This window comes from Paenochrobactrum sp. BZR 201-1 (assembly GCF_044987585.2).
Lineage (GTDB): Bacteria > Pseudomonadota > Alphaproteobacteria > Rhizobiales > Rhizobiaceae > Paenochrobactrum > Paenochrobactrum pullorum.
On record NZ_JBJDRZ020000027.1, the window covers coordinates 61,588 to 82,038 of the forward strand.

Here is a 20,451-nt window from a genome sequence, read left to right on the forward strand (position 1 = left end):
CTACTGGCACCTGTTCCATTCATCTAAAACATAAGGGTCGGTTTCATCTTTAGCATAATGCGCGTGTAATGGGCTAATTTTATCGTGAAGCAATAATTGCCGCAAAGCCCAGACAGCCGTGCCGCGCACTAAAGGTTCTGGATCGTTCAAATGGTATTCCAATTGCGGCACAAAGCTTGAAAAGCCGGAATTGCCGGCAGCAATCATCACATTGCGTAAGAAGCGATTGCGGCCGATGCGCTTGATCGGGGAGCCGGAGAAAAAAGTGCGAAATTCGGCATCGTCTAAATTCAGCAGAAATTCCAGCGAGGGGCTGCGCAGATCTTCGCGGGCGCGCAGTTTGATTTCCTGTGCTTTTTGAGCAAATTTATTCCACGGGCAGGCCGATAAGCAATCGTCGCAGCCATAGATGTGATTGCCAATGGCTTTCCGAAATTCGTGCGGGATCGGGCCTTTATTCTCAATCGTTAAATAAGAAATGCAGCGCCTTGCATCAATTTTGAAGGGAGTAGGAAAAGCATTGGTCGGGCATACATCAAGACAGGCGCGGCACGAGCCGCAATTGTTGCGATTGGGTTCATCGGGGGGCAAATCCAGCGTGATGAAAATAGAACCCAAAAACAACCATGAGCCATAGTCGCGGCTGACCAAATTGGTGTGTTTTCCCTGCCAGCCCATACCGGCTGCGGCGGCTAGGGGCTTTTCCATCACAGGTGCCGTGTCGACAAATACTTTCACCGCGCCGCTCGCGCGCGCAATGAAGCGGCTTGCGACATGTTTGAGCTTACCTTTGATAATGTCGTGATAATCGCGATTTTGCGCATAAACCGAAATGGCACCGCGATCCTTATGTTTAAGCACTTCCATCGGGTCATGTTCTGGGCCGTAATTCATGCCGAGCATGACAATGGTGCGCACTTCCGACCATAGTGTTTGCGGATTGGCGCGACGCTCTTCTGTTTCCTCCATCCACTCCATATCGGCGTGATAACCATTGTCGATAAACTCGCGCAAGCGTTCTGGTGCCTGCGGAATAGAGCCGGGATGGGTAAAAGCCACGACGTCAAAACCTGCTGCACGGGCTTCATCCGCGAGCAGGTTTTTGAGTTTCAGCTTTTTGGCCATTTCTTTGTCGTCAGAAGTCAAGGTCACCATAATGTGCCACCGGCGCCAATCCACGAACCCGGTCGTTTAATAGCGGACGGAAGGATGGGCGCGATTTCATCCGCGCATACCAGTCCCGTGCCGCTGGTGTTTCAGTCCATTCAATTTCGCCTAAATAATCCAAAATGGAAATAGCACTTGCGGCTGCCATATCAGCATAAGTGGCATGTCCACCACCCAACCAGTCACGCGTGGCGGCCAGCCAGTCCAGATATTTCATATGCTGGCGGATATTGGTGCGTGCGGCGCGGATTGCGGTCGAATCAGGCGCACTGCCGCCTATTTCTGCCGACATCTGCAATTTATAAACGCGTTCGCGCACAATATGACGGGTTACTTCATTTTCAAATTTGACCAGAAACCAATCAACCAGACGGCGCACTTCAGCGCGCTCCATCGGGCTTTCCGGTAGAAGTCGACGATTACGCTTCAAGGCACCGCGCGTTTCGTCGAGATATTCAGCAATCACCGACGCACCAATAACCGCCAGATCATTTTCAGCCAGCAAAACCGGTAAAGTGGCAGCAGGATTGATCGCTAAAAACTCTTTACGGCGTGCCCAGGGGCGTTCTTCGATAAGCTCGGCATCAACGTCATATTCGTTGAGAATAAGACGGGTATAGCGGGAACCGGACGACATAGGATGATGAAAAAGCGTAAGCATGACCGCAGGCAACAACACTTTCAAATATGGCTTCCAAGCATAGTCAATATGACTGACATAACAGAAACTTCGTGAAGCGCTGCTGCTATGTTGAACTGCCGGAACCCGTCGACAAGGATTAGGGTGCAAAGATTGGAGGAAATGTTTTTCCGTAAAATAACCTGATAGGCATTTATGCTGAAATTATTGTTAAGCTTTCATGTTTAAAATGTGGTCAATGAGCATTTTTATATGCTTAAGTGACAAAAGGCAGCAGTTTATGAACATCTATAATTTTCTTGAGGCGGGTTTTTTGGGCCTCGTGGAAGGTATGACCGAGTTTATACCTGTGTCATCGACCGGGCATTTATTGCTGGTCGGACATTTCTTAGGCTTTGAATCCGCCGGAAAATCCTTTGAAGTACTGGTGCAACTCGGCGCTATTCTTGCAATTTTGAGCGTTTATGCAGCTAAAATCATGCGCTTGTTGCGCGATTTTTCCAGTGATGCCAAAACACGTCGTTTTGTGCTGGGCGTGTTGGTGGCTTTTCTGCCAGCGGCTTTCATTGGTGCATTGGCGCATGGATTTATCAAAACAGTGCTGTTTGAAACCCCGATGCTGGTTTGCATTATGTTGATTTTGGGCGGTTTTATTTTGCTCTGGGTCGACCGGATCGACTTGAAGCCGCGTTATCATAATGCAATGGATTTCTCGCTGCCAATGTGTCTGATCATTGGTTTTGTGCAATGTCTGGCGATGGTGCCTGGTGTGTCGCGCTCAGGCTCAACCATTGTTGGCGCTTTATTGCTTGGTGCCGACAAGCGCTCGGCGGCTGAATTTTCATTCTTTTTAGCGATGCCGACAATGGCGGGTGCTTTTGCCTATGATCTTTATAAAACCCACAATCAATTGTCATTCAATGATGGCGCATTGATTGCGGTTGGTTTTGTGATGGCCTTTATTTCCGGCGTCTTTGTTGTGCGCTATTTGCTCGATTATGTATCACGTCACGGTTTCAAGCTGTTTGCATGGTGGCGGCTGATTGTCGGTGCTGCTGGTATGGCTGCTTTGATGGTGTGGGGCTAAGAATTCAAAATGCCGGTTAAGTAACTTAACCGGCATTTCTTTTTACTCATTCATCATCAACAAGGCGCAGATGCCATTGCGGTTCGGAGGTAGGTGTATCGGGTGTTGGTGGGCTGCCAAGTTCAAGTGTTTCAATTTTTTCGCCACGGCGGCTGATTTTGGAGGATGAGATCAGAATATCATCAATATCTTTATTGGCTTGCTGGAAATGGGTTTGTAATTTGCGAACACGCTCGTCAAGCCGCGTTACATCTTCCATCAAGCGCATCACTTCGGCTTGGATAAGATGGGCTTGCTCCCGCATACGGGTATCTTTCAATACCGATTGGATTACCTGAATTGAAAGCATCAAAAGCGATGGGGAGACGATAACGACGCGGGCACGATGGGCTTTTTGAATAAGCGATGAAAAATGCTCATGGATATCTGCAAAGACCGATTCTGACGGCACAAATAAAAAGGCCGTATCCTGCGTTTCACCGGCAATCAGATATTTATCGGATATATCTTTGATATGGACTTCAATATCGCGGCGGAATTGTTGCGCGGCTTGTTTTTGTGCCTCCGCACTTTTGGCCTCGCGCACCGCTGTCCATGCTTCCATCGGAAATTTGGCATCAATCACGAGTGAGGGCGCATTATTGGGCATACGGATGATACAATCCGGACGGGTTGCATTGGAAAGTGTTGATTGAAACTCATAAAGCCCTTGCGGTAAAGCATCGGCGATGATCGCCTCCATCCGTGCCTGACCATAAGCGCCGCGGCTTTGTTTATTGGCAAGAATGGCCTGTAACTGCACCACTTGTCCGGCCAGTGATTGTATATTGTTTTGTGCCGTATCAATCACCGCAAGCCGCTCTTGCAGTTTGGCAAGATTTTCATGCGTTGATCTGGTTTGTTCGTTCATGGTGTGACCAAGGCGGTTGGTCATGCCGTCGAGGCGCTCGCGGATGGATTGATTAAGCTCGGATTGGCGCGAGCCGAATACTTCCGCCATGGTTTGCATCCGGCCTTGCATTTCGGCCTGACTTTTCAAAATTTCAGCCATGCGCATTTCTGCGTCACGGGCGCGCTCTTCGGCGAGCATTTCGGTGATCATCGCGTTTTTCGCGTTACGGTTGCCCATCCATATAAACAGCAGCCCTATGAGAATGACGGCAAGAAAAATTGCGCCGAGCAAAAAACCCGCTGAAAATTGATATTGGCCAAGCTGAAAAACTGGCTGTGTCAGGCTATTTGTGTTTTCCATACATATTGCTTTAACCGATTCGCGCATGAATTAAGAGATCAAAACAGGAACATTTTATCATTCGGCCGTTCACGAGCATTGACGTGGTAACTTGTAACAATTAGGTGAAACCCATGTCGATAAAACCACTGATTATTTTACCCGATCCTGTCTTGCGTTTGGTGTCAAAACCGGTTGAGCGTTTTGATGCACAACTGCAAGCTTTTGCTGATGATATGTTTGATACCATGTATGATGCACCTGGTATCGGGCTTGCTGCTATTCAGGTCGGTGAGCCGATCCGTCTGGTGGTGATTGATCTGGCACGTGAGGGCGATGAAAAAGCGCCGCATGTGTTTGTCAATCCGAAGATCGTGCATTCATCCGATGAGCGCAGCATTTATGAAGAAGGCTGTTTGTCTATTCCGGAATATTATGCTGAGGTAGAACGTCCCGCACGCGTGCACGTTGAATATCAGGATGTGCAGGGTAAGCCACAGGCAATGGAAGTCGATGAATTGATGGCCACATGCATCCAGCATGAAATTGACCATTTGGATGGCGTTTTGTTTATTGATCACATTTCCAAGCTGAAACGCGATATGGTGATCAAGAAATTCAAAAAAATCGCCAAAGAACGCCAGCAAAGCAAGCAGGTGCTATAATGTCATTGCGTGTCGTTTTCATGGGAACGCCGGAGTTCTCCGTACCTGTTCTCACCGCTATTATTGGTCATGGTTATGATGTGGTTGCCGTTTATTCGCAGCCGCCGCGTGCCGCAGGACGCCGTGGTCTGGAGCTGACCAAGTCCCCTGTACATCAGAAAGCGGAAGAATTCGGCATTCCTGTCTTTACGCCAAAAAGCTTGCGTTCTGAAGAAGAGCAGCAAAAATTCCGTGATCTGGAAGCTGATGTTGCAATTGTTGTCGCCTATGGCTTGTTATTGCCGCTGCCGATTTTGGAAGGCACGCGCCTTGGTTGCTACAATGGTCACGCGTCGCTATTGCCGCGCTGGCGCGGTGCGGCACCGATCCAGCGCGCCATTATGGCCGGCGACAAAGAGACCGGAATGATGATTATGAAAATGGATGAGGGGCTGGATACCGGCCCTGTTGCCATGGTTGAGAAAATCACGATCACCGAGAATATGACCACCGGTGAATTGCATGACAGGCTGAGCATGACAGGTGCGGATTTGATGATCCGTGCATTGGGTGCTTTGGAGCGTGAAAGTCTGACGCTCAGTCCTCAGGACGAAGACGGTGTGGTTTATGCCGCCAAAATCGACAAGGCGGAAGCGCGTATTGATTGGTCGAAGCCAGCTGAAATTGTGCATAATACCATTCGTGGCTTGTCGCCTTTTCCGGGTAGTTGGTGCGAGATGGAAATTGGCGGCAAAGTGGAACGCGTTAAAATTTTGCGCTCTACTTTGGCCGGAGGTTCAGGCACACCCGGCACCCTTCTTGACGACAAGCTGACCATTGCTTGCGGTGCGGGGGCTGTGCGATTGCTGAGCCTGCAGCGCGCTGGTGGCAAGGCATTGCCGGCATCCGAATTTTTACGCGGCGCAGCCGATTTGCGGGTTCTTTGAAGAATGCCGCGTTATCGGTTGACAGTTGAATATGACGGCACGCCTTATGTCGGCTGGCAGCGTCAAGAAAATGGTCACACCATTCAGGCGGCTATCGAGCAGGCTTTCAAGCGCTTTACCGGTCAGGATTTAACGCTTGGCGCGGCAGGACGCACCGATGCAGGTGTGCATGCCTTGGCTCAGACTGTGCATGTGGATTTGGAGCGTGACTGGTCGGCCGGTAAACTCCGTGAGGCCTTGAACGCCCATCTGGCGCAATGGCAGGAGAAGGTCAGCATTATCAATGTGCAGAAAACCGTTGATCATTTTGATGCGCGTTTTTCTGCCCGTGGCCGTCATTATCTTTATCGCATTCACAATCGTCGCCCGCCGTTAAGTATTGATCTTAATCGCGCATGGTGGGTGTCCAAACCGCTTGATCATGAAAAGATGCATGAGGCTGCGCAGCTTTTGCTCGGCGAGCATGATTTTACCACTTTTCGCGCGAGCCAATGTCAGGCAAAAAGTCCGGTCAAAACATTGGATCGTCTGGATGTGACACTCAATGGCGAGATTATTGAAATTCGGGCGTCGGCGCGCTCGTTCCTGCATAATCAGGTGCGCTCACTCGCCGGTAGCTTGATGGAAGTCGGTTCCGGCCGCTGGACCAGCCAAGATTTGGTTGCTGCATTAGAAGCGCGTGAGCGTTCGCGTTGTGGCGCGGTTGCACCGCCTTACGGGCTCTATCTTATCGGCGTCGATTATGATGATCCAGTTTAATAACCGGCGTTAAAATCGTAATTAATGCCGAATAATTCTTGTAACATGATGGTGATGGCAAAAGACACCATGAACATCGCAATATAAAAGGGCAGGGCAAAACTGGTTGGTTTTTGCAGAGCCGTGCGTGTGAGGCGATAGCTCATTACGATAATTGCGATCATAAAGACAAGCGACAGAATGCTTATGGTTTGGCTGCGCTGTTGCATCACTAATTGTAACAGGCTGATGGGCGCAAAAGCCCATGCCAACAATGCTGTGCCCCAGTTGCTGGCAATGACATAAGGGGCAAAGCGTTTGGCAATACCAATTTTGCTAACGACAAGGCCAAGAAGAAAAATCGGCAAAATCCATGCCGTAATATCAACAATTGCTGCTTTGATGACGATGGAAAAACGCATGGCAGTTTCCTCTCGCCCGCCGGTAAGTTCTGCTGCATAGGCAACCCAACCCGCAAGCAGTGGCGGAAGGCTTACAAGAATTGCGTAAAATGAGCGCCAAAAACCATCGGCTGAGATGTCGAGATAGGCAAGCCCGTCGGACTTGCCGGTCATCATGCGCCAGACACCGTAGAAATAGCGGTAAATTGTGTCGATTGTTGGCAAAGTTCACAAACCTTAACTGACGCGAGGAGGAATAATTGGCTGTAAGCTTAGGAAAATAAACGCAAAAATACAACAGATACAGCTTGCCTTATTGGCGGCATGTTTTGTCGCTATTCAATAAGTCTCCAGTCGATGTAAAAGTTTCAATACCGTTTACATCCCCCTTATAAGACGAGGACTTTTGTCCTCGTCTTATTTGTTCCAAGGTTAGTCACGCAACAAATCATTGATCGATGTTTTCGAGCGGGTGCGTGCATCGACACGTTTGACAATGACCGCACAATAAAGACTTGGGCCCGGCTGACCATTGGGCATTGGTTTGCCAGGCAATGCACCTGCAACGACCACAGAATAAGGCGGCACTTCGCCATAGGTGATATTGCCGGTTTCGCGGTCGACGATCTTGGTAGATTGGCTGATGAAAACACCCATACCAAGCACCGCGCCTTCACGGATGATGCAACCTTCAACCACTTCCGAGCGAGCACCGATAAAGCAATGGTCTTCGATAATGGTCGGACCTGCCTGCAACGGCTCTAAAACCCCGCCAATGCCGACGCCACCAGACAGATGCACGTGTTTGCCGATCTGGGCACAGGAACCAACGGTTGCCCATGCGTCCACCATGCTGCCTTCACCGACATAGGCGCCGACATTGACAAATGAGGGCATCAGCACGGCCTTTGGTGCGATATAAGCGGAATGTCTGACAACGCAATTAGGGACTGCGCGAAAACCAGCTTGCAGAAATTCCTGCTCACCCCAGCCATTAAATTTGGACGGCACTTTATCCCACCATGAGGATTGGTTGGGCGAGCCGCTGATGAGTGCCATTGGCTTGAGACGGAAAGAGAGCAACACGGCCTTTTTCAACCATTGATGGGTGTACCAGTTGCCATTTTCTTGTTTTTCTGCGACACGAAGCTTGCCTTCGCCCAGCAATTGCAAGGCATGTTCTACTGCATCGCGAATTTCGCCCTTGGTATCAGGGGTAATCGCTTCAGCTTCTGTAAATGCATTTTCAATGATGTTTTGAAGTGAATGAAGATCGGTATGTTGCATTGGTGCGAGACTTTTCAATAGCGAATTGTAAGAGCAGTTAAACACTGCGGGCGTAATTAAAATAAGGCTTAAGTGCTTATGGATAGTGGAAACACAGGGTTCACGCAATCTTGATATACAACAACAGAATGATTTTTTATTCACCCTTGTAATGCTATGCATCTTTGATGACGATGTGAAATAACAGGAATGAGACAGGATAAAATATGAATCCGATTGAGAAAAACGGTTGGACGCCATTTCCGAACTCACAGGAAGCTGTGAAGCAGGCAGCGGAAGTGCCTGTAACCCCACAAACCACATCCGACGCTTACCGTTTGGCTTTTGACGATAATGATTTTCTGACGCGACGTGAATTGCGCCCTGTACGTTTGCAACTTGAACTGCTCAAGCCTGAAATGGTGCTGGCAGATCGCGGTATCAAATCAACCGTTGTGTTGTTTGGCGGAGCGCGTATCCCTGAACCGGGTGGCGAGGCATGGGCTGCCAAAAACGAATTGCAAAAGAAAAATCTCGAAGCCAATGCCAAATATTACGAAGAAGCACGTGAGTTTGCACGTCGCTGCTCGGAATATTCAGCAACCACTTATTACCGTGAATTTGTTGTAGTGACAGGCGGCGGCCCCGGTGTGATGGAAGCGGGAAACCGCGGCGCACAGGATGTGGGTGCGCCAAGCATCGGTTTGAATATTGTGCTGCCGCATGAGCAGGCGCCCAATCTTTATGTGACACCGGAGCTATGCTTCAACTTCCATTATTTTGCTATCCGCAAAATGCATTTCCTGATGCGTGCCAAAGCATTTGCCGTGTTTCCGGGTGGTTTCGGAACAATGGATGAATTGTTTGAAACCATGACGCTGATCCAGACCAATCGTATGGAGCCGGTGCCATTATTGCTGTTTGGCAAAGAGTTCTGGAGCAAGGCCATCAATATTGATTATCTTGCCGAGCAGGGCACTATCTCACCATCCGATGTGGATCTTCTGACCTTTGTTGATACGGCAGAAGAAGCATGGGAAGAAGTGAAGCGCTTCTATTCATTATAAGTTTTTAAAAAAAGGCGGCAGAGTTAAAAACTGGCGCCTTTTTAATTTGTCTCAGAGTACCGATTTTAAGAATGCTCCGATATTATCGGTGACATAATCAACTTCATCAGTGTAGCTTTCATCGCTTTCCCAGATTTCCGAAAACGTCGGTTCGAAATTATTGGGTACGATCAGCACGGTTTTCATGCCAAGATTTTTCGGTACAGTGAGATTGCGCGCCAAATCTTCAAACATCACCGACTTTGTCGGATCGACCGAGAATTTTTGCAAGAAACCGTCATAGGTTGCCTGTGCCGGTTTTGGCATTAAATCGGCGGCGACAATATCAAAAATATCGTCAAAACAATCGAGAATCCCGAGCTGGCTGGCAGCACGCTCGGCATGGGTTCGATCCCCATTGGTGAAGATAAAACGACGACCTGGAAGCTGGTTCAGGATCTTCGCCAAATCCGGATCAGGTTTCAGCCATGTATAATCAATATCATGTACTTTCATCAGAAAGTCGTCCGGATCGATATTGTGGACTTCCATCAAGCCTTTTAGCGTGGTGCCGTAATCGCGGTAGAACTGTTTTTGCAATTTGCGCGCATCATCGTGATCAAGCTGCAACAACTCCCGAATATAGGCCGTCATCCGTGCGTCCACTTGCGAAAACAAATTGGTTTCGTGCGGATAAAGTGTGTTGTCGAGATCAAACACCCAATCTGTAATATGCGAAAAAGCTTGAGCATCCGGTATGTTAGTCATCACATCCTCAGAAAATAAAGACCACAATAAAATCCAGCAGCCGGCATTGTTTCAATACCGGCTGCTACAGACAAGAGACGCTTGTAAATTTTAGCGTACGATCAATGTGCCGGCACCGCGCTCGGTGAAGAGTTCAAGCAGAATGGAATGAGGCGTTTTACCATTGAGGATAACCACGCCTTCAACGCCGCGGTTGATCGCTTCAATGCAGGTTTCCACTTTCGGGATCATGCCGCCGGAAATGGTACCGTCTTTGATCAAAGCTTTTGCATCAGCAATCGACAGTTCTTTGATCAGGTTTTTGTCTTTGTCCAAAACGCCCGGAACATCGGTGAGGAACAATAGGCGGGTAGCCTTACATGCACCGGCAATTGCACCGGCAAAAGTGTCGGCATTGATGTTGTAAGTGTGACCGTCACGACCCGGTGCAACCGGCGCAATCACAGGAATCATTTCGGAACGGGCCAGGAGATCAAGCAATGTGCGATCAACCTCAACCGGCTCGCCGACAAAACCAAGATCCAGCACTTTTTCGATATTGGAATCCGGATCAATCACAGTCTTGCGGGCTTTTTCGGCAAAAACCATGTTACCGTCTTTACCGCAAAGACCGATTGCCCATTCTCCTTCGGCATTGATGAGAGCGACGATTTCTTTGTTGATGGAACCGGCAAGCACCATTTCAACGATTTCGACGGTCTTCTCGTCGGTAACACGTAAGCCACCTTCAAAACGCGATTCAATGCCGAGTTTGGTAAGCATGGCCTGAATCTGCGGGCCGCCGCCATGAACCACAATCGGGTTGATGCCGGATTGTTTCAACAATGCGATATCACGTGCAAAAGCTTTGCCCAGTTCCGGATTGCCCATGGCGTGACCGCCATATTTCACCACGACATTTTTATTCTCGTAACGCTGCATAAAAGGCAGTGCTGCGGATAAAAGTTGAGCTTGTACTTCGGCATTCTGTTCAGGTGTATTGGTCATTACATTATCCATAGCAGCAAACGGACATAAAGTGGTTCATTACAGAAAAGCATTCCTGACGGAATGCTTCAACTGGTGTTTTGTGATTAATCAGGCTTCTTTGGCAACAAGCGCGATGGCCGCGCGTAATTCTTCAAAGCCGATGCCTTTTTCCGATGAAGTGGCAATGATACCGGGGAAGCAGGCGGCGCGTTTGATGGTGAGTTTCTTGGTCTCTTCCATCAGGCGCGGAATGCCGGCTGGTTTGATTTTGTCGATCTTGGTGAGCACAATCTGATAAGAAACCGCAGCTTTGTCGAGGAGATCAAGCACTTCGGCATCGTTCTTTTTGATGCCGTGGCGCGAATCAATCAGCACATAAACGCGTTTCAAAGTGGTGCGGCCGCGCAAATAATCAAAGACCAGTCGCGTCCATGCATCCACTTGCGATTTAGGCGCTTCAGCAAAACCATAACCCGGCATATCGACAAGCGCGAGTGGCGGCAGATCGCCGTCCTCGCCTGAATAGCCATCAGGCACAAAATAGTTGAGCTCTTGTGTGCGACCCGGCGTGTTGGATGTGCGTGCCAAGCCTTTTTTTGTCACAAGCGCATTGATCAGCGAGGATTTGCCAACATTGGAGCGTCCGGCAAAGGCAATCTCGACAGGGCCTTCTGCCGGCAGAAACTTCATCGACGGAACGCCGCGGATGAAAATCCAGCTTTTGGCAAAAAGCAGACGACCTTCATTGATCAGAGCCTGACGCGCAGCTTCTTCGCGGGCAAGCAGTTCGCCTGCATTGGAAGAGGTAATAGTGATCACAGGTGCTTTTGCAGGTGTGGATGCTTTCGCTGAAGCCGGAGAAGCAGAGCTCAAGTTTTTGGATGTTGGTTTATCTTGTTTGCTCAACTTGGATATCCAGTTCAGAAGGGGTTTTATTTTCAATGTTGGCATCAAGCTTAATAGCTCGCTTGTCAACTATGCAATTAAAAATGATGTAAAAAAAGCCCCTGTGAAGACAGGGGCTTTTATTCTTATACCGGATTATTTAGCCGGTTTGGGCTTTTTCTTGAAGAGACCTTTAAGATTGTCCAACAATTCGATCTTGGCACCCTGACGTTTCATGATAATCGCCTGCTGGGTGATCGAGAGTGTATTGTTCCATGCCCAGTAGATGACGAGACCAGCAGGGAAAGCGGCCAACATGAAGGTGAAGATGATCGGCATCCATGTGAAGATCATCGCTTGTGTCGGATCCGGCGGGGTCGGGTTCATGCGCATCTGCAAGAACATGGTGATACCCATGATCACCGGCCAGACACCAATCATCAGGAACTGTGGCACATCATATGGCAACAGACCGAACAGGTTGAACAGCGATGTTGGATCCGGCGCTGCAAGGTCATGAATCCAGCCAAAGAAAGGCGCATGGCGCATTTCAATGGTGACATAGAGCACCTTATAGAGCGCAAAGAATACAGGGATCTGCACCAATACCGGCCAGCAACCAGCAAGCGGGTTAATTTTTTCCCGTTTGTAAAGCTGCATCATTTCCTGCTGTTGCTTGACTTTATCATCCGCATATTTTTCACGGATTTCAAGCATTGCAGGTTGCATCATCTTCATACGTGCCATCGAAGCATAAGACTTGTTGGCAAGCGGGAAGAACAGACCTTTGAGGATAACGGTTACCACCAGAATCGCGACACCGAAATTGCCGGAGAATTTATAAATCCAGTCAATCAGGTAGAACATCGGTTTGGTGATGAAGTAGAACCAACCCCAGTCGATCAGCAATTCGAAGTTTTTGATGCTGAGATTTTCTTCATATTTTTTGATGTCGGAAACAACTTTTGCACCGGCAAAAACATGATTGGTCAGTTTTTGAGTTTCACCAGCAGCAACAGTGATCGGCTCGCTCAGGAAATCAGCCTGATAGCGCGGACGGTCATTGGTGAAATGGGAGAAACGGGCCGTGTATTTTTCTGCCTGTGGCGGAATAAGGGTTGCAGCCCAATATTTATCGGTGATGCCGAGCCAGCCGCCGGACACGTCTTTAAACGGCATGTCCTTGTTGTCTTCGATCTTGGAATATTTGATTTCCTGAAGACCGTCGTCACCCATTACACCGATCAGGCCTTCATGCAGTACATAAGTGGCGCTTGCATGTTCCGGCTGGTTGAAGCGGGTAACGCGACCATAAGAGGCCAGCGATACAGGCACACCTGCTTCATTGATGATATTGTCTTCGAAAGTGAAGAGATAAGCATCATCCACCGAGATGGTGCGTTTAAAAGTGATGTTTTTCTCGTTGGTGAAGGACAATGTTACCGGTGTTGAAGGGGTAAGCTTGTCATTGCCTTCAACCGTCCAGACAGTAGCCGGACCCGGGACTGCGCCGGTTGTGTCATTGCCGGCAAAGCCCAGTTCAACAAAATAGCCCTGACGCAAGGCAGAAGGTGCCAAGAGCTCAATATTCGGCGATTTGTCACTGACGGTTTCGTGATATTTGCTCAGGAATAAATCATCAAGACGCGCGCCGGTCAGATTGATGGAACCGCGCAAAGCCGGGGTTTCAATGGCAATACGCTTGGACTGACCAAGTGCTGCCTCGCGGCTCAGTGAGCCGGCGGCAACATTGTCAGCTCCCGGAACCTGACCCGGAATATTATCAGCAGATTGCTGTAACTGGGGGGTGTCGCTTAAGCCGGTATTGGCTCCATTGCCCTGCTGCGTGGCGGTTTGTGCCTGACGCTGCTGCTCCTCAATGCGTGTCTGTTCACGCTGGGCTTCCGACTTGGGGCCCATGTAAAAGACCTGCCAGAGTGTCAGTATGAGGATGGACAGGGCAATGGTGATGAAGAAATTTCGATTATTTTCCATTGACGGGTCCTGATTCCGGTCGTTCGCTTCGGCGCTTCTTATCTGATCGGTTGCTTTCATTGCTGCGCTTGGCGCGCTTGGCAATTTCTTGGGCGAGGATCAGAAAGGGCGCAGTGAGTGCCTCTCTTCGTGCAACAATCACATAGTCGGTTGAAGGCTGCATGTCATCTGCTGCATGACAGCGCACGGCTTCTCGAAGCCTGCGGCGGATACGGTTGCGAATAACGGCATTGCCGTTTTTCTTGGTCACCGTAAAACCGACTCGCGTTGCGTTGCCAATTTTAGCATTAGCCGATTCTTCTGGAGTGCGCCCCCGCACTTCCATCAGAAACAAGGGGCCACGGCGTTTTTCGCCATTCCTTACAGTCAAAAACTCCGCTCTCTTGCGAAGGCGGAGTGTTTGTTTGTTCGTTATTTTGTCCATTTCGCTCATGGCCGCGCTTTAAAGCGCGGTTGCGAATTATGCGGACAACCGCTTACGACCGCGAGCGCGGCGAGCGGCAATAACTTTACGACCGCCGGTGGTGGCCATGCGTGAACGGAATCCGTGGCGACGCTTACGGACGAGCTTGGATGGTTGGTATGTACGCTTCATTTATTTAATACCGCGGTGTGCGGCCCTTCTTGGTTCTGTATTTTGAACAGGAGCGAATTCGTTTAACGAAAGCCTCCGGCTTTTGGCCGGATGTGAAATGTTCACGAATATGTTGCGGCTTATAGAGAATGCCGCCTTTTGAGTCAATCACAAGTAAATAGGTTAGGGCACAAGTAAATAGGTTCAGGCACAAGTAAACACGCTCGGGAAAGGCCGGAGCTGTTCATTTAAAGGGACTAACGCCATTTAAAAAGCGTTGATGATAAAAAAGTGATTGCTGTGATCAAAATAAATATGCTCTGCATAGGCGGATGAATTTCAAGCGGTGACGCTTGAAATTTTAACATTGCAAAGCAGGAGTTGAGCATGAGCATTCGTCGTATTGAAGTTGGCCCGCGCATGAGTGAAGCTGTCATTCACGGCAATACGGTTTATCTGTCCGGTCAGGTCGGTACACCAGGCGCCAGCGTTTTTCAGCAGACGCAAGATGTTTGCGCAGAGATTGATGCAGCTTTGGCAAAGGCCGGCACTAATAAATCCAAAATTCTGCAGGCGATCATCTGGCTGGATGATATGGCTGATTTTGGTGAAATGAATAAAGCGTGGGAAGCTTGGGTTGATCCGGCCAACACGCCTGCACGTGCGACCGGCGAGGCAAAGCTCGCCAGCCCTGATTATAAAGTGGAAATCATTATTACGGCAGCGCTGGACTAATGGTTTTAAAACTCGGCTCTGGCATTTTGTCCAGCTGCTCGAGTGTGACAGGCTGGCGAATACGGCGTGAATAATCTTTTGCGTCACCTTTCGCCAGCTCATTGATATGCGCTTTGGCAATTGTATGTTCTGCTGTATCCGCTGTCGAAATCAGTTCGTGATCATAGAGGTAATAAGGCGCATAGCCTGATAATAAAATACGATAATCAAACATGATGCCCGGGTCCATCAGGCGCGCCATTTCAAAAATGACGGTGGTGCAGTTGGTTAAAAGCGTGTTGTAAAACTCCGGCTCTTCGGCCAGACGGTTGGCATTTTCCACATAGTTTAAAAACAATGTTTTGGCGGTTTCCTGCTCAATATCGATCGGATAGCGATAAACCTGCTCACCACGAATATTGGTGCGGGTAAAGATGATGTCGCTTTCTTCGGCGGCAATCATTGCCAGTTCAAATTTGCGGAAAAAACCACCGATTGTTGAAAATTCTTCGTGATGTTCTTTGCGAATTTCTGCGGAAAAAACGATATGGCGGCCATCGGCAAATCCGAAAGACACTAATGTGTGTGCAATGGCAGGGCCGGTCCAGTAAGAAAGAAAAGCATCCGTTGAAGTAATGGTGTTCAGATCGTAAGTCTCGCTTTTCCAGCGAATTTTATATTCGGTTTCGTTTATCCATTCAAAATCACGGATATTATTGAGTGTGACCATATCGCCATCAATCGTGCCGGTGACGGTATAGGCAACTTCTGCAGCCCAAATACGGTTGAGTGATGGTTTGATGGTTGCCCACCAACCCAAAATGGCAAGGCACAGACATAAGAAAATAGCGCGGCGTGGCCACGGGGCTGGCTGACGTTCACCCCACAGATACCAGACCAGCACGCCAAGCCATAAGCCGATGATGGCAATACGCATTAAAGTGCCGAAAGGGGCTTGAAACCAGATGGCGCAGCTTGCCCAAATGAAAAAGGCAATTGCGACAGGACAGAGGATGAGCTTGATGATGATATTGAGCCAGTCGTAATTATTCATTACGCTTAAACGATCCTCGCCAGTTTGCATGTTGTTTACATGATGTGTTTTCAACGCATATTTTCAGTGCCAAGAAGCGCTTAAACGAGGCTAGGTAATAAAGTTAAAAAAATCCAGCGTAATTCGGTTCCTGTAAATCCAAATTTGCATTATTTTTGCCAAACTCCATGTTTAATCCTTCGTGACCCCGCATTCTTAACCAATGCCTAATGTTTAGGTGGCAAAAAAGTTTTTATGGTAAACGGTTTCTTAAAATCATGTTTGGTTGCCGGTATATTATCCGGTTGTGTGTCTTTCTCAATTGCATCAATGGCGGAGACGCTTTCTTTGGCGTCGGTGTCGGGTAGCAAGCAGCACAATATACCTCTCGAAACACAAACACCTGTGACGACGAAGCCAGCTGCTATCAGTCCGACCGGAGAGGGGCTTATCATGATTGACCCGACGAAGAAACCGGCAGAAAAGAACGATAAAAAGCCGGAGAATCTGGTTCGTAATCGGACCTTTATCTATCAGTTTTATCATCCTGATGAATTGGAGGGGGGAAACCCGTCACGTGAATTGGTGGTGCTTTTGCATGGCTCGGGCGGCAATGAAGCAAGTCTCGTTCCCCTGGCGCGCCGTGTCTGGCCGCGCGCGGTCTTGCTCGGTGTTAGAGGACGTGTTTTGCAGGATGGCGGCACGCGCTGGTATCGTAAAATAACTGCCGTAAAGTTTGATGAAAAAGATGTGCAGCAGGAAGCTGATACTTTTGTTATTTTTATAAGCAAGTTGGCAGAGAAAGAAAATCTTGATTTGCCGAATGCGACTTTTGTCGGCTATTCTAATGGTGCCAATTTGCTCGCTGCCACCATGTTTATGCATTCCGATCTGGTACGTCGTGCGGTGTTGATGCGCTCAATGCCGGTGCTGGCACAAATGCCGAAAGCGGATCTGAGTAAAGTTCAGGTGCTGACGATTACCGGTGAGCAGGATAAATTATATTCACCTTTTGCGCCGGCTTTATCCGATGCCTTACGCCGCAGTGATGCCAAACTGGATGCGGAAATGGTGGATGCAGGGCATATGCTCGGCTTGAAAGATCGCCAGATCATTAGGCAATGGTTGGCTTCTCTTGATGGCACGAACTTGACCGATGTGAAGGTCAGGCCAAAAAAACATTAAGAAAAAAGCAGTGGTTTTAACCACTGCTTTTTTAATTTCATGCGGTGATGTCGATCAAACCACAGTCACCATTTTCGGAGCCGTAGCTGAGGCGATGACCGGCCTTGTCCCAACCCATTGATGAGACCGCACTTTTGCCGGGACGACGTAGCAGCACTTCTTTGTTGTCAGCAAAGCGCACGACCATGATCATGCCGTCCTGATAACCGATCGCGACAATATCTTCGCTTGGATGACAGCTTACCGATGTTACCATCGTATCGCCGCGCATGCCAAGTTCCAGCGGTGCTTTGCCCATCGGCCCGTCTTTGCTGGCAAAAGGCCAGACAATCGCGGCTGATGCGCCGGAGGTGGCGAGCCATTTGCCTTTGGCGCTCCAGGACCAGCTTTTGACCTTCGCCGGATAACCGGTCATGCGCATATGGCGGTTATCTTCCAGACGCCAGCCATGCAGCGCATTTTCCTGCATGGACGTAACCAGAAAGCGGCCGTCGGGCGAGAAAGTTGCATCAATATGGGCACCTTTCCAATCAAGATCGACAGGTTTTGCAGAGGTGCCTGTCCAGATCAGGTCGGCGCCATTGTAACGTGCAATAGCAATGCGCTGGCCCTTCGGGGCACAGGCGATGCCTTCCACACTGCGTTCCTGCGCCAATTCCTGTAATTTGCCGTCGGAACCGAGCACCCATGCAATACGGCCTGAACCAAATGCCACCATCCCATGCGGACCGCTGGCAATAGTGGTGATCCATTTGCGGGATTGATGAGCAATTTCACGGACTTTGCCGGACGCCTCAATGCGGCAGACGCGGCCATCCTCACCACCGGTAAGGATGCTTTTACCGTCAAAGCTTAGAACAGCGCAGAGGATACCATCATGCGCGGTTACTTTTTGATGGCCGTTATCTTGCCAATTTACGGTACCGTCGGCCATGACAAAAAACGGGATGTCATTGACGAAGCAGCTAAAAAGGCAATGGCCTTCGAGATCAAAAGGAGCAAGTGTTGGCATGGCTTATTTACAGGCCTCGAAACCGGATTTGAGCGCTTGCTTGTCAAGATCGCGTCCGATGAATACAAGGCGGCTTTCCCGCTTTTCATCATCTTTCCAAGGGCGCTGGTGATCGCCTTCGATAATCATATGGACGCCTTGAATGACATAACGGTCATTGTCGTTTTTAAAGGCCATAATACCTTTGAGACGCAGAATATTGGGGCCTTGGGTCTGGGTAATATCCTGAATCCAGCTGAAGAATTTTTCCGGATCCAACTCGCCGGTACGCAGCGAGATGGATGTCACCGTCACATCATGAATGTCGGATGCTTTGCCCTGAGCATGATCATGTTCATGATCGTGCTCGTGATGATGGTGATCGTGGTCGCAATCAGGGCCACAGCTGTGGTCGTGATTATGATGGTGGTGGTGATGGTCGTGCCCGTGATCGTGATCACAATCAGGCCCACAAACATGATCAGGATGATCGTGATCGAGGAAATGTGGATCATTATCCAGTGCGCGCTGCAAATCAAAAGCGCCGCGATTCAGCACACGGTCAAGCGCGATATTGGCGCGCTCCGTGCGATGGATGGTGGCATGCGGATTGATGGCGCGCACGGTTGTTTCAATCTTGGCCAGATCATCTTCACTGACGAGATCGGTTTTGTTGAGCAGAACCACATCGGCAAAGGCGATCTGGTCTTCTGCTTCGCGGCTGTCTTTCAGGCGCAGCGGTAAATGCTTGGCATCAACGAGCGCAACGACAGCATCAAGGCTGGTTTTGGCACGCACATCGTCATCCATGAAGAATGTTTGTGCAACCGGCACCGGATCAGCAAGACCGGTGGTTTCAACGATAATGGCATCAAAGCGACCCGGGCGACGCATCAAGCCTTCCACCACGCGGATAAGATCGCCGCGCACAGTGCAGCAAATGCAGCCATTGTTCATTTCATAAATCTCTTCGTCGGATTCGACGATCAGATCATTATCAATCCCGATTTCACCAAATTCATTGACCACAACCGCATAACGCTTGCCGTGGGCTTCGGTGAGGATACGGTTGAGGAGCGTGGTTTTGCCTGAGCCTAAATATCCGGTAAGAACGGTAACAGGGATACGGTTCGGCGTGGTAGCCGTTTCAGTTTGCTCTTGGCTCATAATGATCGCCTCTCAATTTGGATGCGGATTTAATCAGAAGACGGATATAGGGAATCGATCCGTGAAATGCTATACTATTACATAGACACTTATGCACATTATGATGGCTTATTTTAAGTCTTCACAATCAAAACGGCTGATATCCTCCAGTAATTCGCTTAAACCTTTGACTGCATGGGCAATGAGTTTTTCACCGGCTTGGGCGTTGGCTGCTTTGGCATTGCCGGCCACACCTTGCGCGTTGAGATCGCTCATTTTCCAGCCGAAAGCATGCGGGCCATAGGCACGAAGATGTTTGAAGTTTTGAATAAATTCGGCCTGACGATTGCCGAAATCTTCAGCTTTGTTCATGTCCACAAGATCAGGACGGAGCGCCAGCATCACCGAGGTTTCAATAAAGCCGCCATGAATGTCGAGCGATTTTTCCTGTTGACTGATGAGCCCTTCAGGCACGCCAAAGCGTGTCCAGCTGGTGGCGACCACCAACATATTGTAACGCACCCGCAATTCGGTGGCGACAATGGTGAGGAGGGGGGAATTGCCGCCATGCGCGTTGATGAGCATTAATTTGTGGATGCCTTGGGCATGTAAATATGCGCCAATGCTGATCCATTGATTGACCGCTTCATCAAAGGAAAGTGTTTTGCTGCCTGCAACATCCATATGTTCAATCGAATATCCCACCGGTTGCGCGGGAAGAAATTCAATGTCGAGTTTGCCGGAGATGGCTTGTTTCAAATGATCGGCAATGCCTTGTGCAATGATGGTGTCCGTTTCAAACGGCAGGTGGCTTCCGTGTTGTTCATGCGCACCGAGTGGCAGAACGGCAATCTTTTGTGGTGTCGTAGTTTCAGAGGCAGCAGAGATCACTTTTACATTTCCGTTTGATTGCTTATACACTTTATAGTCGCAACAGCATAATTCATATCATTCCATATTGATCTCCTTATCAGACCAATTTACTAAACTTTATGATATAGCGCATATTTATGTTTGTGTTGTG

21 protein-coding genes and 1 pseudogene are annotated in these 20,451 nt (G+C 49.1%); 7 read left to right on the plus strand and 15 right to left on the minus strand.

Translation table 11 applies throughout. The annotated features are described in order from the left end of the window. Positions 1–1,155, minus strand: a complete 1,155-nt coding sequence (gene queG, locus ACI0FR_RS14105; RefSeq protein ID WP_404906130.1) for a tRNA epoxyqueuosine(34) reductase QueG — start codon at positions 1,153–1,155, stop codon at positions 1–3. After that, the gene (locus ACI0FR_RS14110; RefSeq protein ID WP_374833557.1) at positions 1,136–1,828 is read right to left on the minus strand and encodes a glutathione S-transferase family protein; all 693 of its coding nucleotides are present in this window, start codon (positions 1,826–1,828) and stop codon (positions 1,136–1,138) included. Before ACI0FR_RS14110 ends, queG begins: the two co-directional genes overlap by 20 nt. Positions 1,829–2,087: 259 nt before the next feature. Here ACI0FR_RS14110 and ACI0FR_RS14115 point away from each other — a divergent pair, with 259 nt between their 5' ends. Then, a complete protein-coding gene (locus ACI0FR_RS14115) occupies positions 2,088–2,894 on the plus strand; it encodes an undecaprenyl-diphosphate phosphatase (RefSeq protein ID WP_374833559.1) in 807 nt (268 codons plus the stop codon). Between the two features lie 46 nt (positions 2,895–2,940). Here ACI0FR_RS14115 and ACI0FR_RS14120 read toward each other — a convergent pair. After that, a pseudogene (locus tag ACI0FR_RS14120) lies at positions 2,941–3,987 on the minus strand (DNA recombination protein RmuC); the annotation flags it as partial. A gap of 272 nt (positions 3,988–4,259) precedes the next feature. Between ACI0FR_RS14120 and def the strand changes: the two are divergent. Genes def through truA form a run of 3 tightly spaced genes read left to right on the plus strand, consistent with a single transcriptional unit; the run spans position 4,260 to position 6,475 of the window. Continuing rightward, positions 4,260–4,790: a peptide deformylase gene (def, locus tag ACI0FR_RS14125; RefSeq protein ID WP_374833561.1), complete on the plus strand. Its 531-nt coding sequence runs from the start codon at positions 4,260–4,262 to the stop codon at positions 4,788–4,790. A 5-nt stretch (positions 4,791–4,795) separates the two neighbouring features. Next, positions 4,796–5,716, plus strand: a complete 921-nt coding sequence (gene fmt / locus ACI0FR_RS14130) for a methionyl-tRNA formyltransferase (protein ID WP_374833648.1) — start codon at positions 4,796–4,798, stop codon at positions 5,714–5,716. Between the two features lie 3 nt (positions 5,717–5,719). Further along, positions 5,720–6,475: a tRNA pseudouridine(38-40) synthase TruA gene (gene truA / locus ACI0FR_RS14135; RefSeq protein WP_404906129.1), complete on the plus strand. Its 756-nt coding sequence runs from the start codon at positions 5,720–5,722 to the stop codon at positions 6,473–6,475. Here the strand turns inward: truA and ACI0FR_RS14140 are convergent. Both ACI0FR_RS14140 and dapD read right to left on the minus strand, forming a co-directional pair. Then, positions 6,472–7,080 carry a hypothetical protein gene (locus ACI0FR_RS14140; RefSeq protein WP_404906128.1) on the minus strand — a complete coding sequence of 203 codons (609 nt, stop codon included), beginning with the start codon at positions 7,078–7,080 and terminating at the stop codon, positions 6,472–6,474. The two genes, truA and ACI0FR_RS14140, sit on opposite strands and share 4 nt — an antisense overlap. A gap of 207 nt (positions 7,081–7,287) precedes the next feature. Beyond that, a complete protein-coding gene (gene dapD, locus ACI0FR_RS14145) occupies positions 7,288–8,142 on the minus strand; it encodes a 2,3,4,5-tetrahydropyridine-2,6-dicarboxylate N-succinyltransferase (protein ID WP_374833567.1) in 855 nt (284 codons plus the stop codon). Between the two features lie 206 nt (positions 8,143–8,348). Here dapD and ACI0FR_RS14150 point away from each other — a divergent pair, with 206 nt between their 5' ends. Further along, positions 8,349–9,188: an LOG family protein gene (locus ACI0FR_RS14150; protein WP_374833569.1), complete on the plus strand. Its 840-nt coding sequence runs from the start codon at positions 8,349–8,351 to the stop codon at positions 9,186–9,188. Between the two features lie 51 nt (positions 9,189–9,239). Here ACI0FR_RS14150 and ACI0FR_RS14155 read toward each other — a convergent pair whose 3' ends face one another. The 6 genes from ACI0FR_RS14155 to rpmH form a co-directional block, all read right to left on the minus strand. After that, positions 9,240–9,935 carry a pyrimidine 5'-nucleotidase gene (locus ACI0FR_RS14155; RefSeq protein ID WP_374833571.1) on the minus strand — a complete coding sequence of 232 codons (696 nt, stop codon included), beginning with the start codon at positions 9,933–9,935 and terminating at the stop codon, positions 9,240–9,242. Between the two features lie 90 nt (positions 9,936–10,025). Continuing rightward, entirely contained in the window at positions 10,026–10,922 is an 897-nt protein-coding gene (gene argB / locus ACI0FR_RS14160; RefSeq protein ID WP_374833573.1) for an acetylglutamate kinase, read from the minus strand. A gap of 90 nt (positions 10,923–11,012) precedes the next feature. Next, positions 11,013–11,690: a ribosome biogenesis GTP-binding protein YihA/YsxC gene (gene yihA, locus ACI0FR_RS14165; protein ID WP_184219667.1), complete on the minus strand. Its 678-nt coding sequence runs from the start codon at positions 11,688–11,690 to the stop codon at positions 11,013–11,015. Positions 11,691–11,945: 255 nt separating this feature from the next. Continuing rightward, positions 11,946–13,784, minus strand: a complete 1,839-nt coding sequence (gene yidC / locus ACI0FR_RS14170; RefSeq protein WP_404906127.1) for a membrane protein insertase YidC — start codon at positions 13,782–13,784, stop codon at positions 11,946–11,948. Continuing rightward, complete coding sequence (gene rnpA, locus ACI0FR_RS14175) at positions 13,774–14,208, minus strand: ribonuclease P protein component (protein WP_374833650.1); 435 nt, start codon at positions 14,206–14,208, stop codon at positions 13,774–13,776. Before rnpA ends, yidC begins: the two co-directional genes overlap by 11 nt. 36 nt (positions 14,209–14,244) lie before the next feature. Beyond that, complete coding sequence (gene rpmH / locus ACI0FR_RS14180) at positions 14,245–14,379, minus strand: 50S ribosomal protein L34 (RefSeq protein WP_374833577.1); 135 nt, start codon at positions 14,377–14,379, stop codon at positions 14,245–14,247. A 366-nt stretch (positions 14,380–14,745) separates the two neighbouring features. On the opposite strand from rpmH, the gene ACI0FR_RS14185 reads away from it, so the two are divergent. Then, the gene (locus ACI0FR_RS14185; RefSeq protein ID WP_374833579.1) at positions 14,746–15,093 is read left to right on the plus strand and encodes a RidA family protein; all 348 of its coding nucleotides are present in this window, start codon (positions 14,746–14,748) and stop codon (positions 15,091–15,093) included. On the opposite strand, the gene ACI0FR_RS14190 is transcribed toward ACI0FR_RS14185, so the two are convergent. After that, positions 15,074–16,126, minus strand: a complete 1,053-nt coding sequence (locus tag ACI0FR_RS14190) for an Lnb N-terminal periplasmic domain-containing protein (RefSeq protein ID WP_404909693.1) — start codon at positions 16,124–16,126, stop codon at positions 15,074–15,076. The two genes, ACI0FR_RS14185 and ACI0FR_RS14190, sit on opposite strands and share 20 nt — an antisense overlap. A 234-nt stretch (positions 16,127–16,360) precedes the next feature. Between ACI0FR_RS14190 and ACI0FR_RS14195 the strand changes: the two genes are divergently transcribed. Next, complete coding sequence (locus tag ACI0FR_RS14195; RefSeq protein WP_461667957.1) at positions 16,361–17,290, plus strand: alpha/beta hydrolase; 930 nt, start codon at positions 16,361–16,363, stop codon at positions 17,288–17,290. Positions 17,291–17,327: 37 nt separating this feature from the next. On the opposite strand, the gene ACI0FR_RS14200 is transcribed toward ACI0FR_RS14195, so the two are convergent. The 3 genes from ACI0FR_RS14200 to ACI0FR_RS14210 form a co-directional block, all read right to left on the minus strand. Then, positions 17,328–18,302: a WD40 repeat domain-containing protein gene (locus ACI0FR_RS14200; RefSeq protein ID WP_374833585.1), complete on the minus strand. Its 975-nt coding sequence runs from the start codon at positions 18,300–18,302 to the stop codon at positions 17,328–17,330. Between the two features lie 3 nt (positions 18,303–18,305). Then, entirely contained in the window at positions 18,306–19,448 is a 1,143-nt protein-coding gene (locus ACI0FR_RS14205) for a CobW family GTP-binding protein (RefSeq protein ID WP_374833587.1), read from the minus strand. A 108-nt stretch (positions 19,449–19,556) separates the two neighbouring features. Continuing rightward, positions 19,557–20,318, minus strand: coding sequence for a creatininase family protein (locus ACI0FR_RS14210; protein ID WP_404906125.1), 762 nt, complete (start codon positions 20,316–20,318; stop codon positions 19,557–19,559). Positions 20,319–20,451 lie beyond the last annotated feature (133 nt).

Bases quoted from the DNA above. Each gene is read 5' to 3' on its own strand.
- ACI0FR_RS14185 (WP_374833579.1), top strand. From the start codon at position 14,746: ATGAGCATTCGTCGTATTGAAGTTGGCCCGCGCATGAGTGAAGCTGTC.
- ACI0FR_RS14110 (WP_374833557.1), bottom strand. From the start codon at position 1,828: ATGCTTACGCTTTTTCATCATCCTATGTCGTCCGGTTCCCGCTATACC.
- truA (WP_404906129.1), top strand. From the start codon at position 5,720: ATGCCGCGTTATCGGTTGACAGTTGAATATGACGGCACGCCTTATGTC.
- ACI0FR_RS14205 (WP_374833587.1), bottom strand. From the start codon at position 19,448: ATGAGCCAAGAGCAAACTGAAACGGCTACCACGCCGAACCGTATCCCT.
- ACI0FR_RS14190 (WP_404909693.1), bottom strand. From the start codon at position 16,126: ATGAATAATTACGACTGGCTCAATATCATCATCAAGCTCATCCTCTGT.
- def (WP_374833561.1), top strand. From the start codon at position 4,260: ATGTCGATAAAACCACTGATTATTTTACCCGATCCTGTCTTGCGTTTG.
- ACI0FR_RS14195 (WP_461667957.1), top strand. From the start codon at position 16,361: ATGGTAAACGGTTTCTTAAAATCATGTTTGGTTGCCGGTATATTATCC.
- dapD (WP_374833567.1), bottom strand. From the start codon at position 8,142: ATGCAACATACCGATCTTCATTCACTTCAAAACATCATTGAAAATGCA.
- ACI0FR_RS14150 (WP_374833569.1), top strand. From the start codon at position 8,349: ATGAATCCGATTGAGAAAAACGGTTGGACGCCATTTCCGAACTCACAG.
- rnpA (WP_374833650.1), bottom strand. From the start codon at position 14,208: ATGGACAAAATAACGAACAAACAAACACTCCGCCTTCGCAAGAGAGCG.
- yidC (WP_404906127.1), bottom strand. From the start codon at position 13,784: ATGGAAAATAATCGAAATTTCTTCATCACCATTGCCCTGTCCATCCTC.
- ACI0FR_RS14115 (WP_374833559.1), top strand. From the start codon at position 2,088: ATGAACATCTATAATTTTCTTGAGGCGGGTTTTTTGGGCCTCGTGGAA.
- argB (WP_374833573.1), bottom strand. From the start codon at position 10,922: ATGACCAATACACCTGAACAGAATGCCGAAGTACAAGCTCAACTTTTA.
- rpmH (WP_374833577.1), bottom strand. From the start codon at position 14,379: ATGAAGCGTACATACCAACCATCCAAGCTCGTCCGTAAGCGTCGCCAC.
- ACI0FR_RS14200 (WP_374833585.1), bottom strand. From the start codon at position 18,302: ATGCCAACACTTGCTCCTTTTGATCTCGAAGGCCATTGCCTTTTTAGC.
- ACI0FR_RS14155 (WP_374833571.1), bottom strand. From the start codon at position 9,935: ATGACTAACATACCGGATGCTCAAGCTTTTTCGCATATTACAGATTGG.
- queG (WP_404906130.1), bottom strand. From the start codon at position 1,155: ATGGTGACCTTGACTTCTGACGACAAAGAAATGGCCAAAAAGCTGAAA.